At 41.8% G+C, this 24,336-nt stretch carries 23 protein-coding genes and 2 pseudogenes; 13 read left to right on the plus strand and 12 right to left on the minus strand.

What is annotated here, in order from left to right; translation table 11 throughout:
• Positions 1 to 26 precede the first annotated feature (26 nt).
• Positions 27 to 932: a sigma-70 family RNA polymerase sigma factor gene (locus KA717_17275; protein UXE64110.1), complete on the plus strand. Its 906-nt coding sequence runs from the start codon at positions 27 to 29 to the stop codon at positions 930 to 932.
• A gap of 7 nt (positions 933 to 939) precedes the next feature.
• On the opposite strand, the gene KA717_17280 is transcribed toward KA717_17275, so the two are convergent.
• The gene (locus KA717_17280; GenBank protein UXE64111.1) at positions 940 to 1,383 is read right to left on the minus strand and encodes an HNH endonuclease; all 444 of its coding nucleotides are present in this window, start codon (positions 1,381 to 1,383) and stop codon (positions 940 to 942) included.
• Positions 1,384 to 1,392: 9 nt separating this feature from the next.
• Positions 1,393 to 1,650, minus strand: coding sequence for a hypothetical protein (locus KA717_17285; GenBank protein UXE64112.1), 258 nt, complete (start codon positions 1,648 to 1,650; stop codon positions 1,393 to 1,395).
• Positions 1,651 to 2,053: 403 nt separating this feature from the next.
• Between KA717_17285 and KA717_17290 the strand changes: the two genes are divergently transcribed.
• From KA717_17290 to KA717_17300, 3 genes are all read left to right on the plus strand, one after another.
• Complete coding sequence (locus KA717_17290; protein ID UXE64113.1) at positions 2,054 to 2,236, plus strand: LysM peptidoglycan-binding domain-containing protein; 183 nt, start codon at positions 2,054 to 2,056, stop codon at positions 2,234 to 2,236.
• A gap of 89 nt (positions 2,237 to 2,325) precedes the next feature.
• Positions 2,326 to 2,757: a CAP family protein gene (locus KA717_17295; protein ID UXE64114.1), complete on the plus strand. Its 432-nt coding sequence runs from the start codon at positions 2,326 to 2,328 to the stop codon at positions 2,755 to 2,757.
• Between the two features lie 135 nt (positions 2,758 to 2,892).
• A complete protein-coding gene (locus KA717_17300; GenBank protein UXE64115.1) occupies positions 2,893 to 6,165 on the plus strand; it encodes a glycoside hydrolase family 18 protein in 3,273 nt (1,090 codons plus the stop codon).
• Between the two features lie 206 nt (positions 6,166 to 6,371).
• Here KA717_17300 and KA717_17305 read toward each other — a convergent pair whose 3' ends face one another.
• From KA717_17305 to KA717_17325, 5 genes are all read right to left on the minus strand, one after another.
• Positions 6,372 to 6,578, minus strand: a complete 207-nt coding sequence (locus KA717_17305) for a type II toxin-antitoxin system RelE/ParE family toxin (protein ID UXE64116.1) — start codon at positions 6,576 to 6,578, stop codon at positions 6,372 to 6,374.
• A 37-nt stretch (positions 6,579 to 6,615) separates the two neighbouring features.
• Positions 6,616 to 6,840, minus strand: coding sequence for a hypothetical protein (locus tag KA717_17310; protein ID UXE64117.1), 225 nt, complete (start codon positions 6,838 to 6,840; stop codon positions 6,616 to 6,618).
• Positions 6,841 to 7,007: 167 nt separating this feature from the next.
• Complete coding sequence (locus KA717_17315; GenBank protein UXE64118.1) at positions 7,008 to 7,217, minus strand: hypothetical protein; 210 nt, start codon at positions 7,215 to 7,217, stop codon at positions 7,008 to 7,010.
• A gap of 226 nt (positions 7,218 to 7,443) precedes the next feature.
• Positions 7,444 to 7,713 carry a type II toxin-antitoxin system YafQ family toxin gene (locus KA717_17320; protein ID UXE64119.1) on the minus strand — a complete coding sequence of 90 codons (270 nt, stop codon included), beginning with the start codon at positions 7,711 to 7,713 and terminating at the stop codon, positions 7,444 to 7,446.
• 1 nt (position 7,714) lies between these two features.
• Entirely contained in the window at positions 7,715 to 7,975 is a 261-nt protein-coding gene (locus tag KA717_17325) for a type II toxin-antitoxin system RelB/DinJ family antitoxin (protein ID UXE64120.1), read from the minus strand.
• 652 nt (positions 7,976 to 8,627) lie between these two features.
• Here KA717_17325 and KA717_17330 point away from each other — a divergent pair.
• On the plus strand, positions 8,628 to 11,420 hold the full coding sequence (locus tag KA717_17330; protein UXE64121.1) for a CBS domain-containing protein: 2,793 nt from the start codon (positions 8,628 to 8,630) through the stop codon (positions 11,418 to 11,420).
• A 23-nt stretch (positions 11,421 to 11,443) separates the two neighbouring features.
• On the opposite strand, the gene KA717_17335 is transcribed toward KA717_17330, so the two are convergent.
• A complete protein-coding gene (locus tag KA717_17335) occupies positions 11,444 to 12,007 on the minus strand; it encodes a Crp/Fnr family transcriptional regulator (protein ID UXE64122.1) in 564 nt (187 codons plus the stop codon).
• Between the two features lie 468 nt (positions 12,008 to 12,475).
• Between KA717_17335 and KA717_17340 the strand changes: the two genes are divergently transcribed.
• On the plus strand, positions 12,476 to 13,021 hold the full coding sequence (locus KA717_17340) for an Rpn family recombination-promoting nuclease/putative transposase (GenBank protein ID UXE64123.1): 546 nt from the start codon (positions 12,476 to 12,478) through the stop codon (positions 13,019 to 13,021).
• Here the strand turns inward: KA717_17340 and KA717_17345 are convergent.
• Positions 13,013 to 14,338: pseudogene (locus KA717_17345) on the minus strand (IS4 family transposase). The gene KA717_17340 and the pseudogene KA717_17345 sit on opposite strands and share 9 nt — an antisense overlap.
• A gap of 268 nt (positions 14,339 to 14,606) precedes the next feature.
• Between KA717_17345 and KA717_17350 the strand changes: the two are divergent.
• Positions 14,607 to 15,663 (plus strand): annotated as a pseudogene (locus tag KA717_17350) (ISKra4 family transposase).
• A 68-nt stretch (positions 15,664 to 15,731) separates the two neighbouring features.
• Positions 15,732 to 16,013 (plus strand): Rpn family recombination-promoting nuclease/putative transposase, encoded by a 282-nt coding sequence (locus KA717_17355; protein UXE64124.1) that lies wholly within the window; start codon positions 15,732 to 15,734, stop codon positions 16,011 to 16,013.
• 115 nt (positions 16,014 to 16,128) lie between these two features.
• On the opposite strand, the gene KA717_17360 is transcribed toward KA717_17355, so the two are convergent.
• Positions 16,129 to 16,545 (minus strand): PIN domain-containing protein, encoded by a 417-nt coding sequence (locus tag KA717_17360; protein ID UXE64125.1) that lies wholly within the window; start codon positions 16,543 to 16,545, stop codon positions 16,129 to 16,131.
• A complete protein-coding gene (locus tag KA717_17365) occupies positions 16,545 to 16,793 on the minus strand; it encodes a hypothetical protein (protein ID UXE64126.1) in 249 nt (82 codons plus the stop codon). Before KA717_17365 ends, KA717_17360 begins: the two co-directional genes overlap by 1 nt.
• Positions 16,794 to 17,216: 423 nt before the next feature.
• On the opposite strand from KA717_17365, the gene KA717_17370 reads away from it, so the two are divergent.
• From KA717_17370 to KA717_17385, 4 genes are all read left to right on the plus strand, one after another.
• Positions 17,217 to 18,290 (plus strand): hypothetical protein, encoded by a 1,074-nt coding sequence (locus KA717_17370; protein UXE64127.1) that lies wholly within the window; start codon positions 17,217 to 17,219, stop codon positions 18,288 to 18,290.
• 98 nt (positions 18,291 to 18,388) lie between these two features.
• Complete coding sequence (locus KA717_17375) at positions 18,389 to 19,714, plus strand: IS4 family transposase (protein UXE64698.1); 1,326 nt, start codon at positions 18,389 to 18,391, stop codon at positions 19,712 to 19,714.
• A gap of 55 nt (positions 19,715 to 19,769) precedes the next feature.
• On the plus strand, positions 19,770 to 21,197 hold the full coding sequence (locus KA717_17380) for an FG-GAP-like repeat-containing protein (GenBank protein UXE64128.1): 1,428 nt from the start codon (positions 19,770 to 19,772) through the stop codon (positions 21,195 to 21,197).
• 321 nt (positions 21,198 to 21,518) lie between these two features.
• Positions 21,519 to 21,833 carry a VCBS repeat-containing protein gene (locus KA717_17385; protein UXE64129.1) on the plus strand — a complete coding sequence of 105 codons (315 nt, stop codon included), beginning with the start codon at positions 21,519 to 21,521 and terminating at the stop codon, positions 21,831 to 21,833.
• Between the two features lie 386 nt (positions 21,834 to 22,219).
• On the opposite strand, the gene KA717_17390 is transcribed toward KA717_17385, so the two are convergent.
• Positions 22,220 to 23,830, minus strand: coding sequence for a 2-isopropylmalate synthase (locus KA717_17390; protein ID UXE64130.1), 1,611 nt, complete (start codon positions 23,828 to 23,830; stop codon positions 22,220 to 22,222).
• A gap of 170 nt (positions 23,831 to 24,000) precedes the next feature.
• Here KA717_17390 and trxA point away from each other — a divergent pair, with 170 nt between their 5' ends.
• Positions 24,001 to 24,318 (plus strand): thioredoxin, encoded by a 318-nt coding sequence (gene trxA / locus KA717_17395; GenBank protein ID UXE64131.1) that lies wholly within the window; start codon positions 24,001 to 24,003, stop codon positions 24,316 to 24,318.
• The last annotated feature ends 18 nt before the right edge of the window (positions 24,319 to 24,336 follow it).

The raw sequence follows: 24,336 nt of genomic DNA on the forward strand, positions 1-24,336 counted from the left end.
TATCCCGATCTGAAGAACCACTTCTTTTGAAAAGGTTATGCCAAGGCGATCGCCCAGTTTTTTGGCAGTTGTGGCAACCGTACCAGGATTGTCTTCAGCAAAAATGTTTGCTTTGGATGAATGGCAATGTTGAGAACGCTGAAGATGCGTTTTCTCAGGTCACACTTAAAGCCTGGGAACAATTATTTATCCACGCTGATAAAATCACTCATCTTAAGGCTTGGTTAATTCGTTTTACCTATAATTTTTGTATGGACATCCATCGTGCTAAGGGTAAAACCGCGATCGCGGTGGATAATATTGAGGAATTGGCAGAAGCAACAAGGGCGATTGAGGCACCTGAGTTATCGCCCTTGGGTAGTGAGGTAGAAATAAGGATGCGTTTGGCGATTAATAATTTACCGATGCGACTGCGATCACCTTTTTTGATGCGATTTGAAGAGGAAATGTCCTATGCCGATATTGCCCAAAAACTGAATATTTCTAGGGATAATGTTTATAAACGAATTTCCCAGGCAAGAGCTATTTTAGAACCTCAAATGATGGCCTATTATTCAGACAATAAGGATTTTTCTTTCCTGGAAATTTCTCTGCGTTCTATTAAGAAGGAGTCAGAAATTGAGAATACCATGAATCTAGATTTATCACCCAATTTGTCAACGGAAATTTTACCACGTCAATGTTTGGAATGTTGTTATTGTCAATCTCTTCACGTTCGCAAAAATGGTAAGAAAAGAGGCAAACAAAATTATTTCTGTAAAGACTGCGATCGCCAGTTTGTTGAGTCCCATGCGGTTCGGGGTTACGAAGCAGAAATTAAGGAACGTTGTCTTGCTTTGTACGCTGATGGTCTAAGTTATCGGGCGATCGGACGGAAAATGGGAATTCCTCACACAACAGTTATTAATTGGGTTAAGGAAAAAATTTTATAACCAAAATTTAGGGATTCATTCTTTTGATTGCCGAGGAAGAAGGGTATTTTCTTCTGTTAATCAGCAATTGACGTTCCAATAAACGAGTTTGATCATTAAAACCTAAAATCCTAGCCGTTACTTCCCCTATATTGCTTACGGCTTCAATTACACAATCATTCAGTTTAAAATGTGATCCCCAATTATCCCAACGAGGATGATAAAAACGAGAGAATTCTCTTTTATCTAAAATAATTGAACCAATGTCACTCCCTTTAAAACGATTACAATAGACACAACAATAAGCTAAATTATCTATTTCAGATGAGCCACCGTGTTTTATACTAATAATATGATCAATGGCACATCCTAAAATTGTATCCCGTTCAGAAATCAGGCAATATTCACATAAATAGTCTGCCCTTGTTGCGACCAAACGACGAATTTCTTTGTTTAAATAAAGACGCTCCATAAATAAATCTTAAGTCTCCTGTTGAATAAAATCGTATGCACGAATTTTTGCTAATCTTAATAAATGTTCTATTACTAAATAATGATCTAATTCTAATTTTTCGTTTAGAGAAATTCCTCCATTTTTTTCACGGAAAATCAAGTCGGCAACTCTTTCCTTGACTGACTCTGAGACTTGAAACTGAACGAGGCTTTGAGAGGTAATTCCAGCCGCAAGAAAGTCTATTATTTCTTCATAAGCTGGATGAATATCAATGGATGTTTTCATACAATTGGGATTAAGCTTTGAACGTAGAACAAGTACCTATTCTATGATTTTAACATAACTAGAAAACTTAATAATCTGTTTTGTTCTCAGGGTAAAACTGTGATCGCAAATTTTCGTACTTTCATAACTATAGTTGCAGATAATTTTATTCTATTTCGTGACAAGTTTTGGTTGGTTTCAGAAAAAACATCCTCAAATTGACCAGTAATTGTAAAGATTTGTTGAGAGGCTGTAAGTCTTGCTGTACAAGGGCTTTTTGTTTTGTAAAGGAGGTTTCAGTAGGGAAAAAGCATCAAAAACGGGATCACAAAATTCAGAAAATGACCACTGCGATCGTCTTTGTTAATAGAACATCGCTGAAAAGCAACTGTGAATTCTGAAATTTTAGATAAGGAGAAAAACTATGTCCCGTAAACAAGGTCAACCGCCCTGTCAACATACCGTAGAGTCTGGCGATACGTTTTCCAATCTTGCACTCGCCTACTATGGTGACGGCAGTGATGTAAACTCGCAAAGAATCGCAAATGCTAATCCAGGTGTTTCTGCTACAGGTTTACAAATTGGTCAGCAACTTCAAATTCCGTAAATCTGAATCACAGTAGAAAAGCGACTTGCTACAACAGTCATTAAGAATATTAACAAAGCAAAAAATTAGCCAATTGTGGAGATTTAATTATGTCAATGGCACAAGAGATACTGGATGCTCACAACTCGTACCGATCACAAGTCGGTGTCCCACCTCTTACTTGGTCTGATACCTTGGCGAGGGAAGCCAATGAGTGGGCAAAACACCTTAGTGACACTGGAACATTTGGGCATAGTGGAGCGAAAGGGGAAGGAGAAAATATTTGGATGGGAACTGCCAATTCCTACTCTTTCGCGCAAATGATTCAGAGTTTTGGTAACGAAAAGCAACATTTTGTCGCTGGAACTTTCCCCAATGTTAGTAATACTGGCAATTGGGCTGATGTTGGTCATTATACTCAAATGGTTTGGAGCAATACTACGCAAGTAGGATGTGCGGGTTGGAACCGTAGTGATGGGAAATACGTACTTGTTTGTCGCTACAGTCCTCCAGGAAATGTTTTAGGCCAATCAGTTTTCTAAGCTTTTGTAGGGTGCGGAAACGTGTAACGCATCCTAATAATTCCCCTGTAAATGACTTAAATGACTTTGACACTACTTCAAGTATTGTTCCTGAATCTAAAGCTACTAATTCACGAGAAAAAAAGGAGTTGAAAAATGGGATTTACTCAAGATTATCCAAATGTTCCTGACTGGGTAGCTAACAGTGAAGAAATCCAGAATGGAGAAATGGTCAAGTACCAAGGAAATGTATTTCAAGGTGGCTTCAAATTCCCAAACCAAGCACCAGGGGTAGGAGATCCCGCATATAACGGTTGGCGATTTTACGATGAGTTGTACGATCAAACACCTCACACCCCAACAGAACAAGCTAAAGTCATCGCCTATATTCCTACCTGGAGAAAGGAAGAGGGATTTAATTATGCCAATGATGAGATGTATCAATATATCACGCATGGAATAATCGCTTTTCTTCAATTTAGCGAGATCAATCTGGGTGAGTTTGAACCTAAGTCAGTCAATGATGTTTATGCAGTCCTCTCCGATGTTGTTAACACTGGACATCGCAACGGTACTAGAATCTCAATTGCATTGGGAGGTGCAGTTGATTACGGATTTCTCAATTTGATGACATCTATCGGAAATAACCCTGATAATCCGCTTCTGGATCAAGCAGTCCAAAATGTAGTAAATTTTGTCAACTTAAATAATTTAGATGGGGTAGATCTGGATTTAGAGTGTTGGTGGGATAGAAACGGCGATGCTAGTAAAGAACAAGGGGGAAGGCCTACAAATCAAGGCGCACACCAGGCAGGATATGCTCTGACTTTGTTTGCTCAAAAATTAAAGCAAGCTATGCCTGATAAATTGATCTCAGCAGCTATTTTTGGTACTTCATGGTTTGGAAATAATTATGATCCAAGATTGGCAGATTATGTAGATTGGCTGGGAATTATGACCTATGATCTTACTGGATCTTGGAATGCTTCTCCAGTGGGTCCACATACAACCCTCTTTAAAATTCGCAATCAAGAGTCTTATGTTGAAGAACAACAGGGAGAGTGGCCTGGTGGAAAGGATGAGGCTGGAAATTTCAATAATCCGATTTTTTCAGTCGAGGATTCTCTTTGGTATTGGACTAATCCCTTGTTTATTACTTGGAATGGATCTGGACAGAATGTCCCCAGAAATAAAGTAGCAGGAGGAGTGCCAATCTTTGGCTATGACTTTGCCTATGGAAAAGATCCAGACGATCTGAGTGGTCAGGTAGCTCCAGGATATAAGGTGATTCGGTATAAAGATATTCTGGCTCAATTTCCTGATGCTCATACCGCTCCAAACGCCAATATTAAAGTGTCGGGAAGTACGCCAAGACCTGCTTTTATCTCTGCTTCGGGCAACTATCCCTATGCTCACAATATTTATCTTGAAACTCCAGATACTGCTGTTACCAAACTAAATTTTTTAAAGGATGTCGGAGCGCAGGGAGTGATTATTTGGGAACTTTCCAATGAAGTTTGGGAAGAGGGTAAGAGTATTATTAAAGCACTTTACAGAAATTCGGGAAATCCAGAAACTCGACCAGCATTACCTTCTTCGGAGAATACGACAATTTCCGAGGATTTTCTTGGTGTCTTTAGTGGGTCATGGCTTGCAGTTGATAGGTCTTCCAATGGCTTCCCCCAGAAGTTTACCATTGACCGAAATATTGCGGGACTAAGAATTGCCATGATATCAACAAACATAAGAATATCTGGTACTCCTGCCTTAGCGGAATACAAGGGTAAGCTTTATTGCGTTTATGAAGGTCCAGATCAACAAGGAACGCTATACTGGGCGACTTATGATGGTAGTCAATGGTCTAATGAATCTGACTTTGGCAAAAGGGTTGAAACAACTGGTCCTCCAGCACTTGCAGTGTATAAAGATAAGCTTTATTGTGTTCACAGGGGAGGCAAGGCAAATTCATACTTATGGTATACCATTTATGATGGGGAGAGTTGGACTGACGACATTAATATGTGGCGGGGAGTAGGGACAAGTAGACATAATATGCCTGCTGTCGCTCTAGCTGAATACAATGGGAAGTTATACTGTATTCATGAGGGAGCAGGAGAGTTAAGTAAATTTGGTACATTTGATCCAAGAGGGAGTTTAGGAGATGGATATTTATGGTGCTGCACTTTTGATGGAAATGGTTGGTGGTCAGACGATGTGCGACTGGATATCCCAACATCTGGAGGACCAGGACTTGCAGTCTTAAAAGGTAAATTATATTGTTTTCATGAGGGAGCAGAGAAAGATGGACAACTTTGGTATTGCACTTTTGAAGGTAATACCTGGTCAAAAGATGAGTTATTTCGTGCTTTTAACAGCGACATTTCTGATGGATTTGGTCGGAGTATAAAGGCTCAAACCATGTTTATTCAGAAATCAAGCTCAGGTGAAGGTCGCCCTGTCCCTTTGTCTGGCCCCCCAGCCAGTGCGGTAATGAATGATGCGTTATTCGTCATGTTTCAATCGGAGAACGAATCAGGTACGCTTTTGACTTTAAATAACAATAGAACACATCAGCCTGAACCCCCTCTTCCTGATAATACATTTCTAACGAGTTCCCCTTCCCGTATAAGAATATCCAGTTCACCTGCATTAGCAACATTTAGAGACGGGATTGTAGCCGTTGCAGAGACGGTAGGTGACACGGGTAATCTAGCTTATACAGTTAATACACCAGCACAACAAACAGGAGGTTTTAATTTGTTAATGGGTGAGCGTCCTGCTCCTTACGGGTCACTTCCTCGGTACAATATAGCCTTAAACGAAACTGGGACGAACCCAGAGAACTATCCAGTAGAGCTTACCCGTCATCACATTGTCCCATACAATCGGCTGAGGACTTTATGGAACACGATGGTTCAAAGCGGTAACTTGACCAATTCAGCAGGCGGTTTGTTCGTCGAGATAGGGAAGTTATTGAGAGGTGTCAACAGTTTTAATTTAGCGGAGCAAGACCGATCAGCAGTAATCCAACTTTCGGATGATATTCGTTCTGGAAGAGTCAGTCATAACCCAAATGGTCCCGTCGCAAGTGGCTGGGATTCACTACAACAGGTTTATACATGGTTGCCTGGCAATGTTTTCATTGGACCATCTCAACGCAGTGACGATCCAGGCAACGGCTTTGAAAGGGATGCAGGGAGTGTTGTTGGTAACTTAAGCAATTGGTCCGACTTTAATGCTGCGATCACCACATATGAAAATAACCCGACCAGTGGAAACGCGCAAATGGCGGTGAGAAGACTTGCTCTTATTATTCGACGGCGAAACCAGCCCTTCTCTCTTAACCCTGAGAATTGGATAATATCAAACAATAACGCCAACTCCCCAACCTATCGCCTTAGAAACGATACCGATCATGATGAACTGTAAAGTGCGATCGCCACTTTTATCGGGTGCGTTAATACAACATGACGCATCTTTTTTCATGCCTATCAAATTTATAATATTTGTGCATTACTACTTTTTTCGATTAGGCTTGCAACTCAATGTGAAAAGGCGATTTTTGTAGATTAAATTATTAGTGCGATTAACATTGTGAATTGCGATCAGTATGAAAAAAGGCGATCATTGTGTATCTAGTCATAAACAGATTGACGTGATCCCACTTTAACAACTAAAACAAGCATTTGAGTATCCAAAATTTCACAAATAATACGATAATTCCCCACACGATAACGCCAAAGACCCTGCTTATTTCCCTTTAAACTACGCCCCAATAAACGAGGATTAGATTGAATGGCAACTTGAGTTTTTAGATATTGGATAATTCGTTTCTGTGCCACCCTATCTAACTTTTTTAACTCCTTTAAAGCTCTTGGATCAAACTCTATTTGCCAGCCCAAGTTCCTGCTCCACTTCAGCTAATGTTAAATAGTTTTCAGGACGATTAGATAAACGCTCATTGGCATCTTGAATATCTTCAAAATCCTCTAAATAATTGAGAATTGCCTCTTCTATTAATTCATTTTCTTTGCATCCCATTTGTTGACAGATAGCCAGCAATCGTTCTTCAATACTCTCTGTTAAATTAATCGCTTTGATCATAAAGTAGTCCTCTCTTCGGAACCTGCGGCAATTATTCCTCCCTATTTTATCAGTAAAATAGAGATCCTGGTTGAGAGCTTGTAAATTTTAAAGAGGCGATCGCGGTTTGGTGATTTTGTGAAAAGGCGATCGCGGTATTTCATAACGTTTTTTTCGGCGATCGTGTTTTAGGGTGATTTTGTGAAAAGGCGATCGCGGTCTTTTGTAACGTTTTTTTTTCGGCGATCGCGGTTTAGGATAATTTTGTGCAAAAGTGATCGCGGTATTTCATAACGTCTTTTTCGGCGATCGCGGTTTAGGATAATTTTGTGCAAAAGCGATCGCGGTATTTCATAACGTTTTTTTCGGCGATCGCGGTTTAGGATAATTTTGTGCAAAAGCGATCACGGTATTTCATAACGTTTTTTTCGGCGATCGCGGTTTGGTGATTTTGTGAAAAGGCGATCGCGGTATTTCATAACGTTTTTTTCGGCGATCGCGGTTTGGTGATTTTGTGAAAAGGCGATCGCGGTATTTCATAACGTTTTTTTCGGCGATCGCGGTTTAGATGGTTTTGTGAAAAGGCGATCACCATGATGAAATTTTAGAGAAATCTGAATATTTTTAGTCAAATAGATCACTATGACTCCCTGTTCTAACCAAAATCAACTCAGTTTCTGTGAATTGATAAATCAATAACCAATCAGGTTCAATATGACATTCCCAATAAGCAGACCAATTGCCTATCAAACGATGATTACGATAACGAACATCGAGATTGTCTCCAGATTGCAAAATATTCACAACATTTTCCATTTTGTTTATATCCTTTCCCCTTTTGCTAACTCGTTTTAAATCCTTTTTAAACTGACTGCTGACAACAACGTTAAACAACCTATACCTCCAACTCTTGACGAAGTTGAGCAAAACTTGAATAGCTTGTTAAACCCTCACTATTTTCTACCTTTTCTATCGCTTCCATGGTTTCACGATTTAGATTTTTTTGAATAAAATAAATGTCTTTTGTCAATGCCACTTGACGATAAAATAATTCTATCGCTTCACTTTTTGTCATACCCAACTGCTCAAAAATTGCCTCAGCCATCATTTTGATATTGGATTCGACGGAAATAGTAATTAACTCTTGTTCTTGCATAAGACCAATATACTCTTCAGTAAAAGCTCATCTTCTATTGTAAGGGTAATCTCAGTTTTCGGTAACGTTTTTTGCGATCGCGGTTTAGCTCTTTTGGTGCAAAGGCATCGATACAAGCAATAACTACGTCCGCATTAATCGTCTGACTCGAAATATAAGTCTCTAAATGGTTCTTCCTATTCATTATTCCTAACACATTTAGACGGGGATTTTTACGACTTGGAATTTCTATATATTCTCCTATCTCTTGCCAACCATAAGGTACTCATGGAATTGAGCAAAATCCTGACTCATCTAAGTAATATAAGTCAATTTCTCCCTCTTCATCTAATTTTTTAAAGACTTCCAGTTGTTCCTTTTTTTTTAATATATATGAGGTCATGGTTCACCTCCTACACCTCTACGCATACGATGCCAACTCATTTTCATCTCTTTTAGCACTCTTTTAACTGTTTTTGTACTTATCTCTATTCCCCATTCTTCTTTTATCTTTTGTATTACCTTTTTTACCTGTCTTGGTTCTTTTTTCGTCCACTCCTTAACTTTTTCTTTCTGCTCTTTATTAAATCAAGAGCGTAAATTCTAGTAGTCTTACAGTAATGCAGGCGAAGCCTAGATTCAACTCTGAACGGTATTATTTTGGATCATCGACATGGATTTAATCTTGTGTCATCAAACAGTGGATTTCGATGCTCTAGGAGCGGCGGTGGGTCTCTCTCGACTCAGGCCAGGTAGTCGCATTGTGTTAGCGGGGGGAGCCCATCCTACAGTACGGGATTTTTTAGCCTTACATCGAGACGAATTAGCGTTAATGGAAATGCGAAGTGTTAATCCTCACCATCTTCGATCGCTTTTTATTGTGGATAATCAAAGGCGCGATCGCCTGGGAAAGGCAGCCCAATGGTTAGATTTAGCTCATTTAGCCAGCATTGAAGTTTACGATCATCATTTGCATCAGTCGGGCGATATTCCAGCCACCTTCACACAAATTGAGGCAGTGGGAGCGACCACCACTTTAATCGTGGAAAAGTTACAGGCCACTGAATTACAACTCCAACCCGTAGAGGCTTCGGTGATGGCCCTGGGAATTCATGTGGACACAGGTTCTCTCACCTTTCCCCAGACTACCGTTCGAGATGCTAAGGCCCTAGCCTGGTTAATGGAACAAGGAGCGCAAGTGCGGACGATCGCCGAATATGTGGAGCCAGGACTATCACCCATTTTGCAAACTCTCTTAACGGAAGCGATGGAAAATTTAGAGAGTTCGATGGTTTCTGGTTTTCGGATTACTTCGGTTTTACTGCACACAGATACTTTTATCCCTGGACTATCGAATCTGGCGGAAAAGCTGCTGGAATTGACGGAAAGTGATGCGTTACTGCTCGGTCATGGCTATCGTCAACGCCAGGATGAGGGTTTTTACCCCGATGTGAGGTTAACAGTGATTGGGCGCACCCGCATTGAGGGAACCAATTTGCAGCCCTTGTTTGTCCCTCTGGGCGGCGGGGGGCATAGTCAGGCGGCTTCGGTTAATTTACGGAATGTTGATCCGCAAAGCTGTTTAGCTCAACTGCGATCGCAACTGATTGACCAGATTCCCCAACCCCTGACGGCCAGAGATTTAATGTCTTCTCCAGTGCGTACCATTCGACCCCAGACCACTATTGAACAGGCCCAACGCATCCTATTTCGCTATGGCCATTCAGGCCTGTCGGTGGTGGATCGACCCGAACCCCTGGCCGATCAGGTTCAAAAACCCAACCAGGAGCGAGGGGAAGCCGGGCAAATTGATCGTCTGGTGGGAATTATTTCTCGACGAGATATTGATCTGGCCCTACATCACGGTTTTCGTCATGCTCCCGTGAAAGGCTATATGACCCGCCAGGTCAAAACCATCAGTCCCGATACCCTTTTGCCCGATATTGAAGCGATGATGGTGACGTTTGATTTGGGACGCTTGCCGGTGGTGGATCAAGGAAAATTAATTGGCATTGTTACCCGCACCGATGTTTTAAGGCAATTACACCGCGATCGCCAATTTTTGCATCGTCAACAGAGTAAAGATCCCCTCGTATCCTGTTTATTACCCGATTTCCGCGATCGCCTCCATCCGGCCCTTTGGCAGTTTTTAGAACAAGCGGCCCAAATTGCCCAGGCCCAGGGTTGGCATTTATATTTGGTCGGCGGGGCCATTCGCGATCTCTTATTAACAGGGCAAGGAGAAACCATGCTCTTACAGGATATTGATCTGGTGGTGGATGGTTTTCACGAAGCGGCTGAGGCTGAAGCCGGAGTGCAATTAGCGCGTCATTTACAGAACTGTTATCCCCAAACCCGACTTTCTGTTCACGGAGAATTCCAAACGGCGGCTCTGCTTTGGCATAAAGATCCCGAATTGGGGTCGCTTTGGGTGGATATTGCCACAGCCCGCACTGAATTTTATCCCTATCCGGCGGCTAATCCCCAGGTCGAAGCCAGTTCCATTCGTCAAGATTTGTACCGACGGGATTTTACCATCAATGCTTTAGCTTTGCGGCTGACAACGCCTAATCAGGGGGAATTGTTAGACTTTTTTGGCGGTATTTTAGATCTGCGATCGCGCCAAGTGCGAGTACTCCATGCCAACAGTTTTATCGAAGATCCGACGCGCATTTATCGGGCGGTGCGTTTTGCTGTGCGTTTAGGGTTTGCGATCGAACCTCAAACCGAATCCTACATTCGTTATGCTGTTGAAAGCGGTATTTATGAAAATCTAAAATTAGCGGATCATCCGGCTCCGGCCTTAACCACTCGCCTGAAAGCTGAGTTAAAGATCATCTTAGACAGTGTTTTTTGGCAAGCAGCCCTTAAAAAGTTATCGGATTTAGGCGCGTTGAAATGTTTGCATCCCCATCTGCAATTTAATGCCCCATTAGCTTGGCAGATGCGCTGGATAACACGATTAGAAAATGAGCCTAGAAAATCACGTTTGAGCAATTTTCAGACGACTGCCCTTCCCGAACCTTGGCTAGTGCGTTTGTTGATTTTATTAGCCTCTTTACCGGAGCGCGATCGAGGTAAAATTGCCACTAATCTCCAGTTACCCCAACCTCTGATTGATATTTTACAAAATTTAGCAGAAGCGGAAAAATGTTTAATTGAAACATTACCTCTCTGTCAGCGAGCCAGTGAAATTGCCAAACGATTACGAGCCTATAAACCCATCACATTAATCCTGGTAGCGGTGAGAAATAATAAAGCCATTCGCCGTCAAATTGTCTGGTATATAACCCAACTTTCCCAGGTGCAACTGCTCCTCAATGGCGATGATCTCAAAGCTCTAGGCTATAGACCAGGGCCGCAATTCAAAATTTTGTTAGAGGCTCTATTGATGGCGACTTTAGACAAAGAAATTACCAATCAAGCAGAAGCAGAAGTCTGGCTCAAAGAATTTTATCAAAATTAAGATTAAAATTAAACCCTGTCAATTTAGAGATTATTGAGTTTTTGCCGATCTTGAATGATAATTTTACCGCCTCTACGATAGCTAATAACGCCTTTTAATTGTTTAAATAGACGCGCACATTCTTCATAACTAATACCAATACTACTGCCTATCTGCTCGTAAGTTAATGAAATATTTAATAATTCTCCCGCTTGCAAACGACGAGTTCCATGAACATCTTGATAATATTGAATGAGTTTGACTAAACGCACTATTGCTTTCTCGGCAATTAAGCTATGTACTGTATTATGAAGTTGTTGCAATCTTTGATTATACACGGATAAAATTCTGAAACTAATTTCGGGAGTTTGACTAATTGCGTTCAATAAAGTCTCTCGTTCAATCGTCAATACCTGGGATGGCGTGAGACACAAAACGGTTGCAGGAGCTACTCCATTCCCAAAAATAGCCGAAGCCGCAAACAATTCTCCCCCCAAAATTAAACGGATGATGCTTTCCTTGCCAGTACTGACAGAGAGCTTTTTGAGTTCTAGCGTTCCTTCTCTTAAGCAATATAATTTCGGCGGAATCTGCTCCCCTTCTTTCATAATTATTTCCTTTTATTGATATTCTTGCCAATAACTAAAAGGTAGGAGGGACTGGATTTGTAATGGCTCTAAGTCCTGAAAAATAGAGATTTGTTGGAGTTGAAAAGCCGAGGCACAACCTTTAAGAATCATCTTTTGCTGACCCTCACTACGCTTTCTTGATGTTGTTAACAAAACTTTACCTGAAACTTGAGCTACTTCAAGAAAGAAATCAGAGTCGGATGTCAGAATGCGGTTATTGGGTCGAATATCTATTTCCCCTTATCAGGATCAGGATTAAAAGGATTAAGGGATATTCAGGATTAGATTTTGGTGGGCCAATATAACAAATTCAATTAAACACCATCCTCCCCCTCTCCCCATCCTGTCAATCCTACCATCCTCAAAATCCTGATACTGACGGGAGAAAATAATGGTTGACATCTAAATGGGGGGAAGTTGCGATCGCAGAAATGTTAAAATCTGTCTATGTTTGACACTTTATGCAAATTTCTGGCGGAAAGCTTTTCTGAAGATTATGCGACTTGGTTACTGGGTCGTCCCGTTACCTTGACAAAACTGAGTCCAACAGAGTTATCTTTAGAACCCATTCGTGCAGATTCTCTAATTCTCGAACAATCGGAAGATTTAGTGTTACACCTAGAATTTCAGACGGAACCCGATGAAAAAATGGGTTTTCGGATACTGGATTACCGACTGCGAGTTTATCGTCGTTTTCCTGCTAAAACGATGCACCAGGTGGTTATTTATCTAAAAAAAACCAAATCGCCCTTGGTCTATCAGGATAGTTTTCAAGTGGGAGAAACCATTCATCGTTATCGGGTAATTCGTCTTTGGGAACAACCTTCAGAGGTTTTCTTAAAAAAAGGAGGGTTATTACCGTTGGCAATATTAACCAAAAGTGAGGAGCAAATAATACGGTTAGGGGAGATTGCTCAGAGATTAGATACAATAGAAAACCCAGGGGTGAGGGCTAATCTAGTGGGGAGCATCTCACCATCCGTGTCAACTTAAAGGAATGGGTTCCCAAATTTGTTGATTGAGAGCGGCCTTTTCTCGATGTCGCTTTCTCTCAGCTTTGACCAAACCAAATAACTTAGCACGTTCAGCCAGATAGGTTACTGTATCAGGCTTTTCTCCTCTAGCAATAGCCTTCGCTACATAGTATAGACTCCGAAACACCATCTCTACTGAGATTTTTTCTTTCGGTTGATTTAGAGCAATCGCCACTTCCCCTACCAATTGATTTAAGACCGTATAGAAAATCAAAGTGCAAATAATCTGGATTTGGACACCATTCTTATTCCCTACCCATAAATAGGCTAGTCCTAAAAGTCTTTTCGTTAATAAAAAGGCTTCTTCGATTGTCCATCGTCTTCGATATAAATCACAGACCTCTTCGGCGGACAGTTGTTCGGGAGACAACACATTTGTTAAATACTGATACCAGATTGTTCCCCATAATACTGAGACTAATCTCACCGGATGCTTGCAAGGATTAGAACGGTAATTTCCCATAATGATAATCTCATCTCTGTAATGACTACCTTGAGACAATACTTGTTTGGTTTTGTAAGATGTACCCGCTCTAAATCTGGTTAGAAAAAACTTTTTAGCTTCTGTTAACAAATCAAACCACACAAAGCTAAAAAATCCCATATCTACGAGAATTAAACCATTTTCTGGTAATTTAGCTGCCAATTCTTCACACCATATTTTATCATTTGATTTATCATTTTCTGTGTACCATAAAGTAACGGGTCTTTGGGTAAAGGCTTCCACTACCATCATTATTTTACCCCCCAATTTACTCTTTTCTTCTTTACTTATTTTCATATTTTTCCTTATCTGCTCTAGCGTTTAGCCATCTGCTATCCACACTGCACTAAACTTTTCTCTTATTTTTTCCCATTTTTCTCCTACTTGGAGCTTCTTCCCTTTTTCGGCTGCTTTTTCTAACACTCCTTTTAGTAATATTGCAAATATTTCGGCTGGCACATTCATCATTCTTTTTGATACTGCCTGTTTGCTTACTTTTAATGATGCTACCCATAGCAATCCCTCTTCCTCTAACAGTCTTACCGCTTCACTTATACCCGCTATTTGACGATACACTATACTTAACACTAATGCCACCATTACTGGTAAATTTAGCACCCTATCTCTCATCATTTTCTCATGAGTTCCCTGTAAATATTTTAATGGTGTAAACATTGTGGGTTCTAGTAATTCAAACAACTCTTTTGTTATTTCAGGGATTTCTACCCCTGGCTGATTTGTCTTACGACGTAAGTCTGGGTTTCCTTTTCTCCGAGGATGTTGTCTTGCCATTTGTTTTTTGCTCACTTTTTTATATACTAACCTTTTTTTCAGCCTACTCTTACTTCCGCCTGCTTTTAGGCTAATCTTTTGTGAGTAGGCATTTTGGCTTAAGTTGACACCAATGGCATCTCACTTATGCCATAAGTATTAATACTTATGGGCAGAAAAATAAGACTTTGAACTTTATCGAACTTTATCAAAAAAAGAAATGAGAGTATAATAGTCGAGACCCACTTTCCAAAATCTATCCCAATTGAGGAACAATCTCATGTTATCAGTGTTATCAGAAAATGAAAAAAGGATTCAAGAGTTATGTCAAGAGTTGGGAGAATGTCTCTATCAACAATCTCAAGTTAAAACATTTAATAATTTGGGCGAAATAGAGGAGACTGTCAGAGACTTAATGATTCAGTATGTCAACCCAGAAATAGGTATTTTTTTGTCAAAACAAGTACCGAGGAAACCACAGGTCGGATACGAACAGTAAAAAGTATTTTGGGGGAATTGCCCATTACAGAAAAACAAGCGAAGAAATTAGAACTAAAGCCTCGAACTCAGATGAGTCCAATGTTAGAGAAGAACTGTTTGCTACTGAGTGGCGATGAGTCTTATGAAAAAGCAGCTAAGAAAATCCAATCATTGACGGGAATTGCTGTTTCTCACAGTACGCAACAACGCCTTGTACATCGCTATCATTTTGAAGAATTACCCTCTAACACAGAAGTCGAAGAAATTAGCATAGATGGTGGGAAGGTACGACTCAGAACTCCCAAGGGAGAACCCTTAATTTGGCGTGATTATAAAGGAGTCAGTTTCATCAATTGGGGGTAGCTGCCTTTTTTCAAGATAACTCGGCTTTATTAGATTTGGTTAATTCTCAAATTTTGGCTAAGCCTTTAATTTGTTTGGAAGATGGACATGATGGTATCTGGAACTTATTTCGTGAGATAGGACAGAAACATGAGCGAATTGAAATTTTGGACTGGTATCACTTAATTGAAAACCTCTATAAAGTTGGGGGGTCATTCCAGCGAATTGAGGAGGTCAAGTCTTTTCTTTGGACGGGTGAAGTGGATGCCGCTATCTCCTGTTTTGAGGGATGGTCAGAGCCTCAAGCTGAGAATTTTATCATTTATTTAAACAAGCATAAACATCGGATTGTCAATTATGGTTATTTGCAGGCAGAGGGCATTTCCATTGGCTCTGGCTCTGTCGAATCTCAAGTTAAACAAATTGGTCATCGTCTTAAAATTACTGGTGCGAGTTGGAATTCTGACAATGTACCACAAGTCCTTCGTCATCGCTGTTCCTATTTAAATGATTACCTTTTTTGACTCTTTCATTTACCTCGTTAAGTATTTCTACTTATTGCAAAGGTGAGATGCTCCCTCAGGAAAATCTAGTGGCTGCAACGGCAGTATTCGCAGGATTAGTGATGGAACCTGAAACGATTAAAACAATTTTAAGGAGTGACATTATGAAAGAATCAGCTTTCTATCAGGACATTCTTCAGGAAGGTCGTCAGGAAGGTCGTCAGGAAGGTCGTCAGGAAGGTCTTCTTGAGGGCAAGCTTAAAACAATCCCTCTACTTAAAAAATTAGGATTGACGATCGCAGAAATTGCTGAAGAATTAGAGATTGATATTGCTTTAGTCAATCAGTTTGTGGCTAATCAGAATAATTAAAAAATTAGATAACTATTGATCGGCGATCGCTTTTTATCATCGGGTAAGGGGCGATCGCATTCTCTAAATTTGAGAGGGCGATCGCTTTTTGGCGTTAGAAACAGGATTGATTATTTTATTCAGGCATAACAACAGGAATAATCTGATTTGTATATTGACGATAAATTCTAAAATCACTATCTAAAGTAAAAACACTACTTCCTCTAATTAATTCACTCATTCTCACTAAGCAAGCATCGGCTAAAGACATAGGAACAGCTTGATATTGTTTCATTAAGAGCTTAATTGCTGTTACGTCTTCATTTAAATGAAAAGGTATTTTAACGACTTCTAATTCCAACAAAGATAAAATAGCATTTTCTCCCCCATAAACATTCTGTAATAAAAAACAAGACTCAGCAACAACGGCTTCACAGGTAAACAAAGGAGGATGTAACTTTTTCCATTGTTCTACTGTCCATTGATGAAAATCATCACTTTTATCAACAAAAGCGACCAAGGTCGAGGTATCTATAATGATTGCTGATTTCATTATCTCCCAAATCTCTGAAGATATTTTTTATTAGTAGATAAATCACCTATCTTACTTTCGACAGAACCTGCCCATTCTTTCGCTAAGTCATAGGCAGAAACTTCTTGGTGATCTTGCAATTTATTTTGTGTGCTATCCATAAATTCCACAGAATTTACGATGCTCTGTTGTTGTTCAGGGGTTAGATTTCTGAATTTATCTAACAAGTTATTTTCTTCAATTACAGGTTTGTTGATGGCTTGAGTCATAAGTTCGCTGAAATATTAGATGAGCTTGGTGAAGATCGTATCATATTTTTCTGTTTTCTGTAATCCATTTGGCGATCGCATTCTCTAAATTTGAGAGGGCGATCGCTTTTTTCTTAACTCAGGAAGAGGCGATCGCTTCATGTGAGGTGTTGATGCTTGTCCAAACCCACTTTTCTTTTGCCTGCCCATAACCTTCCAAGTTTTGTTAACAAAACTTTACCTGAAACTTGAGCTACCTCAAGAAAGAAATCAGAGCCGGATGTCAGAATGCGGTTATGGGGTTGAATACCTATTCCCCCCTCTCAGTATCAGGATTAATAAGGATTAAGGAATTTTCAGGATTAGATTTTAGTCAGCCAACCCAACCAATTCCCTTAAACCTTCCCGTCTCCCCATCCCCCCATCCCCCCATCCCCCCAAATTATGAACCTCTCTCTCAGCCTTGTTTACGACCAGTTGAACGCCGTTGCCCAGTCCCCCGACTATTGGACAATTCTCAACACAGCTTTCGGCATTAACTACAACACCACCCTTGCCGCCACGCTCCAACAACAGTGGCAAACAGGAGACTTTAGCGCGTTACCGCCCATTCAAATTCTCAGCAGTGAGGTTTTAGGCAATGCCAGTGGAGCCTATGCCGCTAGTAATAACACCATTTACCTGGCCGATAGCTTTGTTGCCACTGCCACCCCAGAAGCATTGAGCGCGGTCATCCTCGAAGAAATTGGGCATTTTGTGGATGCTCAGATTAATACCGTTGACACCCAGGGCGATGAAGGAGAATTATTTTCGGATTTGGTGCGCGGCATTACTCCCACGGCGACGGAGTTAAATCGCCTGCAAACGGAAAATGACCAGGCAATGATTACCATTGATGGGCAACAGGTGGCGATCGAGATGGCCACGAACGTTTTTACTGAGAAAACAGGCACGGCTAACCCCTTTAATGGCGTTAATGTCGGAGGAAACGCCGCCCCCTTCTTACAAGATATTGATGGCGATCGCGACCTGGATTTGATCGTTGGCAGGGCTGACGGCACTCTCAGTTACTACAAGAACACGAGTACTGCTACCGCGCCTGTCTATACCGCCCAAACAGGTACGGCTAACCCCTTTAATGGCATTGACTCTGGGAATAACAGCACACCCACCTTAGCAAAGGTTGATCAGGATGTCTTGTTTGATTTGGTGGTTGGTAACAATGGCGGTACCTTATCCATCTACAAAAACACAACTCCTAATATTGCCAACCCCGTCTATACCTTGCAATCAAGCTGGATTAACGTTGATGTTGGGACTTACAGCACCCCCACTGTAGTGAATGTTAATGGTGATGGCTTTAATGATGTCGTCTCCGGTGAAAGTGGCGGCGTTATTAACTACTATAAGTACACAGGCTCACTAACTGTGCCTGCCTACACCGCCCAAACCGGCACGGCTAACCCCTTCAATAGCATTAATCTCGGAGCCTCGATTCTTACATTGGTGTCAACTTAAGCCAAAATGCCTACTCACAAAAGATTAGCCTAAAAGCAGGCGGAAGTAAGAGTAGGCTGAAAAAAAGGTTAGTATATAAAAAAGTGAGCAAAAAACAAATGGCAAGACAACATCCTCGGAGAAAAGGAAACCCAGACTTACGTCGTAAGACAAATCAGCCAGGGGTAGAAATCCCTGAAATAACAAAAGAGTTGTTTGAATTACTAGAACCCACAATGTTTACACCATTAAAATATTTACAGGGAACTCATGAGAAAATGATGAGAGATAGGGTATTAAATTTACCAGTAATGGTGGCATTAGTGTTAAGTATAGTGTATCGTCAAATAGCGGGTATAAGTGAAGCGGTAAGACTGTTAGAGGAAGAGGGATTGCTATGGGTAGCATCATTAAAAGTAAGCAAACAGGCAGTATCAAAAAGAATGATGAATGTGCCAGCCGAAATATTTGCAATATTACTAAAAGGAGTGTTAGAAAAAGCAGCCGAAAAAGGGAAGAAGCTCCAAGTAGGAGAAAAATGGGAAAAAATAAGAGAAAAGTTTAGTGCAGTGTGGATAGCAGATGGCTCAACGCTAGAGCAGATAAGGAAAAATATGAAAATAAGTAAAGAAGAAAAGAGTAAATTGGGGGGTAAAATAATGATGGTAGTGGAAGCCTTTACCCAAAGACCCGTTACTTTATGGTACACAGAAAATGATAAATCAAATGATAAAATATGGTGTGAAGAATTGGCAGCTAAATTACCAGAAAATGGTTTAATTCTTGTAGATATGGGATTTTTTAGCTTTGTGTGGTTTGATTTGTTAACAGAAGCTAAAAAGTTTTTTCTAACCAGATTTAGAGCGGGTACATCTTACAAAACCAAACAAGTATTGTCTCAAGGTAGTCATTACAGAGATGAGATTATCATTATGGGAAATTACCGTTCTAATCCTTGCAAGCATCCGGTGAGATTAGTCTCAGTATTATGGGGAACAATCTGGTATCAGTATTTAACAAATGTGTTGTCTCCCGAACAACTGTCCGCCGAAGAGGTCTGTGATTTATATCGAAGACGATGGACAATCGAAGAAGCCTTTTTATTAACGAAAAGACTTTTAGGACTAGCCTATTTATGGGTAGGGAATAAGAATGGTGTCCAAATCCAGATTATTTGCACTTTGATTTTCTATACGGTCTTAAATCAATTGGTAGGGGAAGTGGCGATTGCTCTAAATCAACCGAAAGAAAAAATCTCAGTAGAGATGGTGTTTCGGAGTCTATACTATGTAGCGAAGGCTATTGCTAGAGGAGAAAAGCCTGATACAGTAACCTATCTGGCTGAACGTGCTAAGTTATTTGGTTTGGTCAAAGCTGAGAGAAAGCGACATCGAGAAAAGGCCGCTCTCAATCAACAAATTTGGGAACCCATTCCTTTAAGTTGACACGGATGCGATTCTTACCGCCCCCACCCTAATAGATTTCGATCTCGATGGCGACTTGGATTTGATTGTTGGTTCATCCGATGGTCTTATCTACTACTACAAGAACACGGGCACTAAAACCGCGCCTGTCTATACCGTCCAAACAGGAACGGCTAACCCCTTCAATGGTATTAATATAGGGACTAACAGCATCCCCACTGTACAGGATGTTGATGGTGATGGCGACCTTGATTTGGTTGTTGGTACAAGTACCGGCACTATCCGTTACTTTATGAGTGGCCCTAACACAGCCCCCACCATCACCAGTGGCGCAACAGCCAACTTTGCTGAAAATGGCACAGGCACTGCCTACACCGTCACCGCAACCGATCCTGATGCCGGAACCACTCTTACCTACAGCATTAGTGGTACAGACGCGGCTCTGTTTAACATCAACAGCAGTACAGGCGCGGTCACTTTCAAAACAGCACCCAACTTTGAAGCCCCTACCGACAGTGGCGCGAATAAAGTCTATGACCTCACCGTAACTGCCAGCGATGGTTCCCTCAGCAGCACTCCCAAAGCTGTAGCCATCACTGTCACCAACGTCAACGAAGCCCCCACCAACCTCACCCTACAAAATCAAGTTACCAGCCTAGCGGAAAACACAAGTACTATCAGTCGAATCAAAGTCGCCGATATTACCGTTACCGATGACGGAGCAGGAACCAACACGCTCTATCTAACCGGAGCCGATGCTAGTTTCTTTGAAGCCGATGCGACAAGACTGTATCTCAAAGCCAATACCGCCCTCAACTACGAAGCGAAAACCAGTTACAACGTCACTGTTAACGTAGATGACACCAGCGTCGGCAACACTCCCGATCGCACAACGAACTATACCCTCAATGTCACCAATCAGATAGAAGTAACCATTGCCCCAGGCACCACCCCCGTCGAAGGCGGAACCGTTGGCACTTATACCATCACCCTTGATACCCCCGCCCCTACAGGTGGTCTAGTCGTCAACTTCAATACCACTGGCAGTACCGACACCCTCAATACCGACTACACTCTCTCTGCTGGCAACAACATCAGCAACCTCACCGCCAACAGTTTAACCGTAGCCGCAGGGCAAACCACCGCCACCCTCAACCTCAACGCCCTGAGTGATGTCGTTAATGACCCTGGCGAAACCGTCAAAATCAACCTCACCAGTGGCACAGGCTACAGCCTCGGTCAAAACAGTACCGCCCTTCTCAGCCCCGCAACCAACTACAGCGTCGGGAGTAGTCCCTATTCAGTAGCAGTGGGAGACTTTAACGGCGATGGCAAACTAGATCTCGCCACAGCCAACGCAAACGGCAACTCTGTATCAATTCTGTTGCGAAATAGTGCGAATACGGGCTTTGATGCCAAAACCGACTTCTCCGTTGGGCCTACTCCCCATTCAGTAGCAGTGGGAGACTTTAACGGTGATGGCAAACTAGGGCTTGCTGAATAAGTCTGCAAATCGAACCTAGATGCCACAGGGCGCGAAAAATGGTGACTTCAGAAATCAGTTTCCGATTTTAACCCACAATTTTCTAGCAAAGTGCATGGATTTTGAGCCTTCAAATGCCATAAGCTTGCACCTAATCGTGTTCAAAATGGCTGAAAAGCTTATCTGATAAAGGTTCTGCCTTTATTCGGCAAACCCAAACTAGATCTCGCCACAGCCAACTACAGCAGTAATTTTGCATTAATACTCTTAAGAAATAGTACTAATACGGGCTTTGATGCCAAAACCGACTTCTCCGTTGGGCTTACTCCCTATTCAGTAGCAGTGGGAGACTTTAACAGCGATGGCAAACTCGACCTCGCTACAGCCAACTTCAGTTCTAGCACTGTATCAATTCTGTTGCGAAATAGTGCGAATACGGGCTTTGATGCCAAAACCGACTTCTCCGTTGGGTTTGGGCCCAATTCAGTAGCAGTGGGAGACTTTAACGGCGATGGCAAACTAGACCTCGCTACAGCCAACGAAAACGGCAACTCTGTATCAATTCTGTTGCGGAATAGCGCTAATACGGGCTTTGATGCCAAAACCGACTTCCCCGTTGGTTATTATCCCTATTCAGTAGCAGTGGGAGATTTCTAGATGAATCATCAGCTTTATTTTTATCTTCACCTGGTTTGAAATAGCCACCCCCGTTAAATAGCCTAGGGCTGTTTCATTTCTCAATGGCCGTCGTCCCCTCTCTTCTCATAGACACAAACCCCTGCAGAACTAGTTTCTTTTTGGCGATCGCTGTCCCTAGTCTTCTTGGAAAAATAGGGTCATCGCGGATTTCTCTCTAACAACATAAAAAATGCGATCATAGCTCTTAGTTCGTTTAAAAAATACAAAGAAAATTCATAAAATATGAATGGGTAGAAGTAAGTGCGTATAAAAGTAAAAAGAGTTTACGCAATTACTTCACAAAACGGACTGAAGGCTTCGGGACTAAGTATGTAGTTAATTTTGCATGATCACTTAATAACCCCTTACAACGAAGCCACAATGGGTTCTGATGCCATTGTATTTTGGTTTGCTAAAATAGCCACATAGAGACGATTTAAGCCACTGAGATAGGCTTGGGCCGAAGCCACAATAATGTCGGTATTGGCAGCATAACCCGTATAAATTCGCCCTTCATGACGCAGACGAATGGTAACTTTACCGAGCGCATCAATACCTTCACAAACCGATGTGACCGAATATTCCATCAATTCATTGGGAACATTGACAATCGCAGCGATCGCCTTATAGACCGCATCCACAGGGCCAGTACCGATCGCCGCATCGGTTAATTCTTCACCATCGGGAGTCCGAATCGTCACAGTAGCAGTGGGTTTAGCATGATCACCACAGGAGACTTGTACCAACTCTAGACGGAATAATTCGGGAGCTTTGCGAATTTCATCATTAACAATGGCTTCTAAATCCCAATCGGTAATTTCCTTGCGTTTATCAGCAAATTCTTTAAACCGCAAAAAGGCATTATTTAACTCGTTATCAGTTAATTCAAAGCCCAATTCCGTTAAGCGCGATCGAAAGGCATTGCGTCCCGATAATTTACCGAGAACAATGAGATTATTGGTTAACCCGATGGATTCTGCATCCATAATTTCGTAGGTTAACTTATGTTTTAAAACCCCATCTTGATGAATGCCCGACTCATGGGCAAAGGCATTAGCTCCCACGATCGCCTTATTGGGTTGAACCAGCATTCCCGTTAACTCGGATACTAGGCGAGAAGTCGAGGCAATCTGTTTCGTCTCAATCTGGGTCAAGGGTTGAGTAGAATCGACTGGACGACCGAGGAAGGGATTAAAGTAAGCGCGACGCACATGGAGAGCCATCACTAACTCTTCTAGGGCAGCATTACCGGCCCGTTCTCCAATGCCATTAATGGTGCATTCCAATTGACGCGCCCCATTTTTAACCGCTTCGAGGAAATTCGCCACCGCTAAACCCAGATCATTGTGACCATGCACGGAAATAATGGCTTGATCGATATTGGGTACGTTGTCCTTAATGCCCTTAATTAAGGCTCCAAATTCCGAAGGGGTCGTATAACCTACCGTATCTGGAATATTAACCGTTGTGGCTCCCGCCGCGATCGCTGCTTCTAGAACTTGATATAAAAATTCTGGATCACTGCGGCCAGCATCTTCAGGGGAAAATTCCACATCGTCCACCAAAGACTTGGCATAGGCCACCATTTCCGGCACAATTTGCAACACCTCTGAGCGAGTTTTCTTGAGCTTGTACTCTAAATGAATATCAGAAGTGGCTAAAAAGGTATGGATGCGGTGATGGGCAGCCGGTTTAACAGCATCGGCGGCGGCTTTAATATCATTGCGAGAAGCTCTGGCTAATCCACAAATCGTCGGGCCATTTTCAACCCCAACGGTCTGGGCAATCTTCTGGACTGCTTCAAAATCCCCAGGGCTGGCGTAGGGAAACCCCGCTTCAATCACATCAACTCCCAGTCGGGCAAGGGCGCGGGCGATTGTCAGTTTCTCATCAACATTTAGGGTAGCACCAGGGGACTGTTCCCCATCGCGAAGAGTGGTGTCAAAAATGATAATACGGTCTGGATGAGTTGTCATAAACGCTTGCACTTCCCACGGTCTGGAAATTTGTCACTATCTCTGCATTATAAACGAGGATTGAGTGTGATTAGGTGTAAAAAAATGAGATCCGGTTTTTCCCTTGCTGTCCAGGAGACTCTTTCCTATGGCAAAATCAAAGCATATTCTTCTGGTTGGAGACTGCGATCATGACCGTCAAAAAACAATTTTCCAGTTTTCAAGAAATGTTAAGCCAGGCAAAACGTCCTGTCTTGGTGGATTTCTATGCCACGTGGTGCGGCCCCTGTCAGATGATGGCTCCGATTTTGGAAGAAGTGGGTCTGCAACTCCGCGATCGCGTCCAAATTGTTAAGATTGATTCCGATAAATATCCGCAATTAGCCTCTCAATACCAAATTCAAGCTTTACCGACTCTGGTACTCTTTAAAGGAGGTCAACCGGCTCACCGTATTGAAGGGGTTGTGCCAGCCTCACAATTAGTCCAACAACTACAGATGTTCCTCTAAATCTTTTTTTAGTTAACC

Origin of the sequence: Woronichinia naegeliana WA131 (assembly GCA_025370055.1) — a bacterium.
Lineage (GTDB): Bacteria > Cyanobacteriota > Cyanobacteriia > Cyanobacteriales > Microcystaceae > Woronichinia > Woronichinia naegeliana.

Coding starts and splice junctions, on each gene's coding strand:
- KA717_17280 (UXE64111.1), bottom strand. CDS start 1,383: ATGGAGCGTCTTTATTTAAACAAAGAAATTCGTCGTTTGGTCGCAACA.
- KA717_17285 (UXE64112.1), bottom strand. CDS start 1,650: ATGAAAACATCCATTGATATTCATCCAGCTTATGAAGAAATAATAGAC.
- KA717_17290 (UXE64113.1), top strand. CDS start 2,054: ATGTCCCGTAAACAAGGTCAACCGCCCTGTCAACATACCGTAGAGTCT.
- KA717_17295 (UXE64114.1), top strand. CDS start 2,326: ATGTCAATGGCACAAGAGATACTGGATGCTCACAACTCGTACCGATCA.
- KA717_17300 (UXE64115.1), top strand. CDS start 2,893: ATGGGATTTACTCAAGATTATCCAAATGTTCCTGACTGGGTAGCTAAC.
- KA717_17310 (UXE64117.1), bottom strand. CDS start 6,840: ATGATCAAAGCGATTAATTTAACAGAGAGTATTGAAGAACGATTGCTG.
- KA717_17325 (UXE64120.1), bottom strand. CDS start 7,975: ATGCAAGAACAAGAGTTAATTACTATTTCCGTCGAATCCAATATCAAA.
- KA717_17330 (UXE64121.1), top strand. CDS start 8,628: ATGGATTTAATCTTGTGTCATCAAACAGTGGATTTCGATGCTCTAGGA.
- KA717_17335 (UXE64122.1), bottom strand. CDS start 12,007: ATGAAAGAAGGGGAGCAGATTCCGCCGAAATTATATTGCTTAAGAGAA.
- KA717_17340 (UXE64123.1), top strand. CDS start 12,476: ATGTTTGACACTTTATGCAAATTTCTGGCGGAAAGCTTTTCTGAAGAT.
- KA717_17360 (UXE64125.1), bottom strand. CDS start 16,545: ATGAAATCAGCAATCATTATAGATACCTCGACCTTGGTCGCTTTTGTT.
- KA717_17365 (UXE64126.1), bottom strand. CDS start 16,793: ATGACTCAAGCCATCAACAAACCTGTAATTGAAGAAAATAACTTGTTA.
- KA717_17370 (UXE64127.1), top strand. CDS start 17,217: ATGAACCTCTCTCTCAGCCTTGTTTACGACCAGTTGAACGCCGTTGCC.
- KA717_17375 (UXE64698.1), top strand. CDS start 18,389: ATGGCAAGACAACATCCTCGGAGAAAAGGAAACCCAGACTTACGTCGT.
- KA717_17390 (UXE64130.1), bottom strand. CDS start 23,830: ATGACAACTCATCCAGACCGTATTATCATTTTTGACACCACTCTTCGC.
- trxA (UXE64131.1), top strand. CDS start 24,001: ATGACCGTCAAAAAACAATTTTCCAGTTTTCAAGAAATGTTAAGCCAG.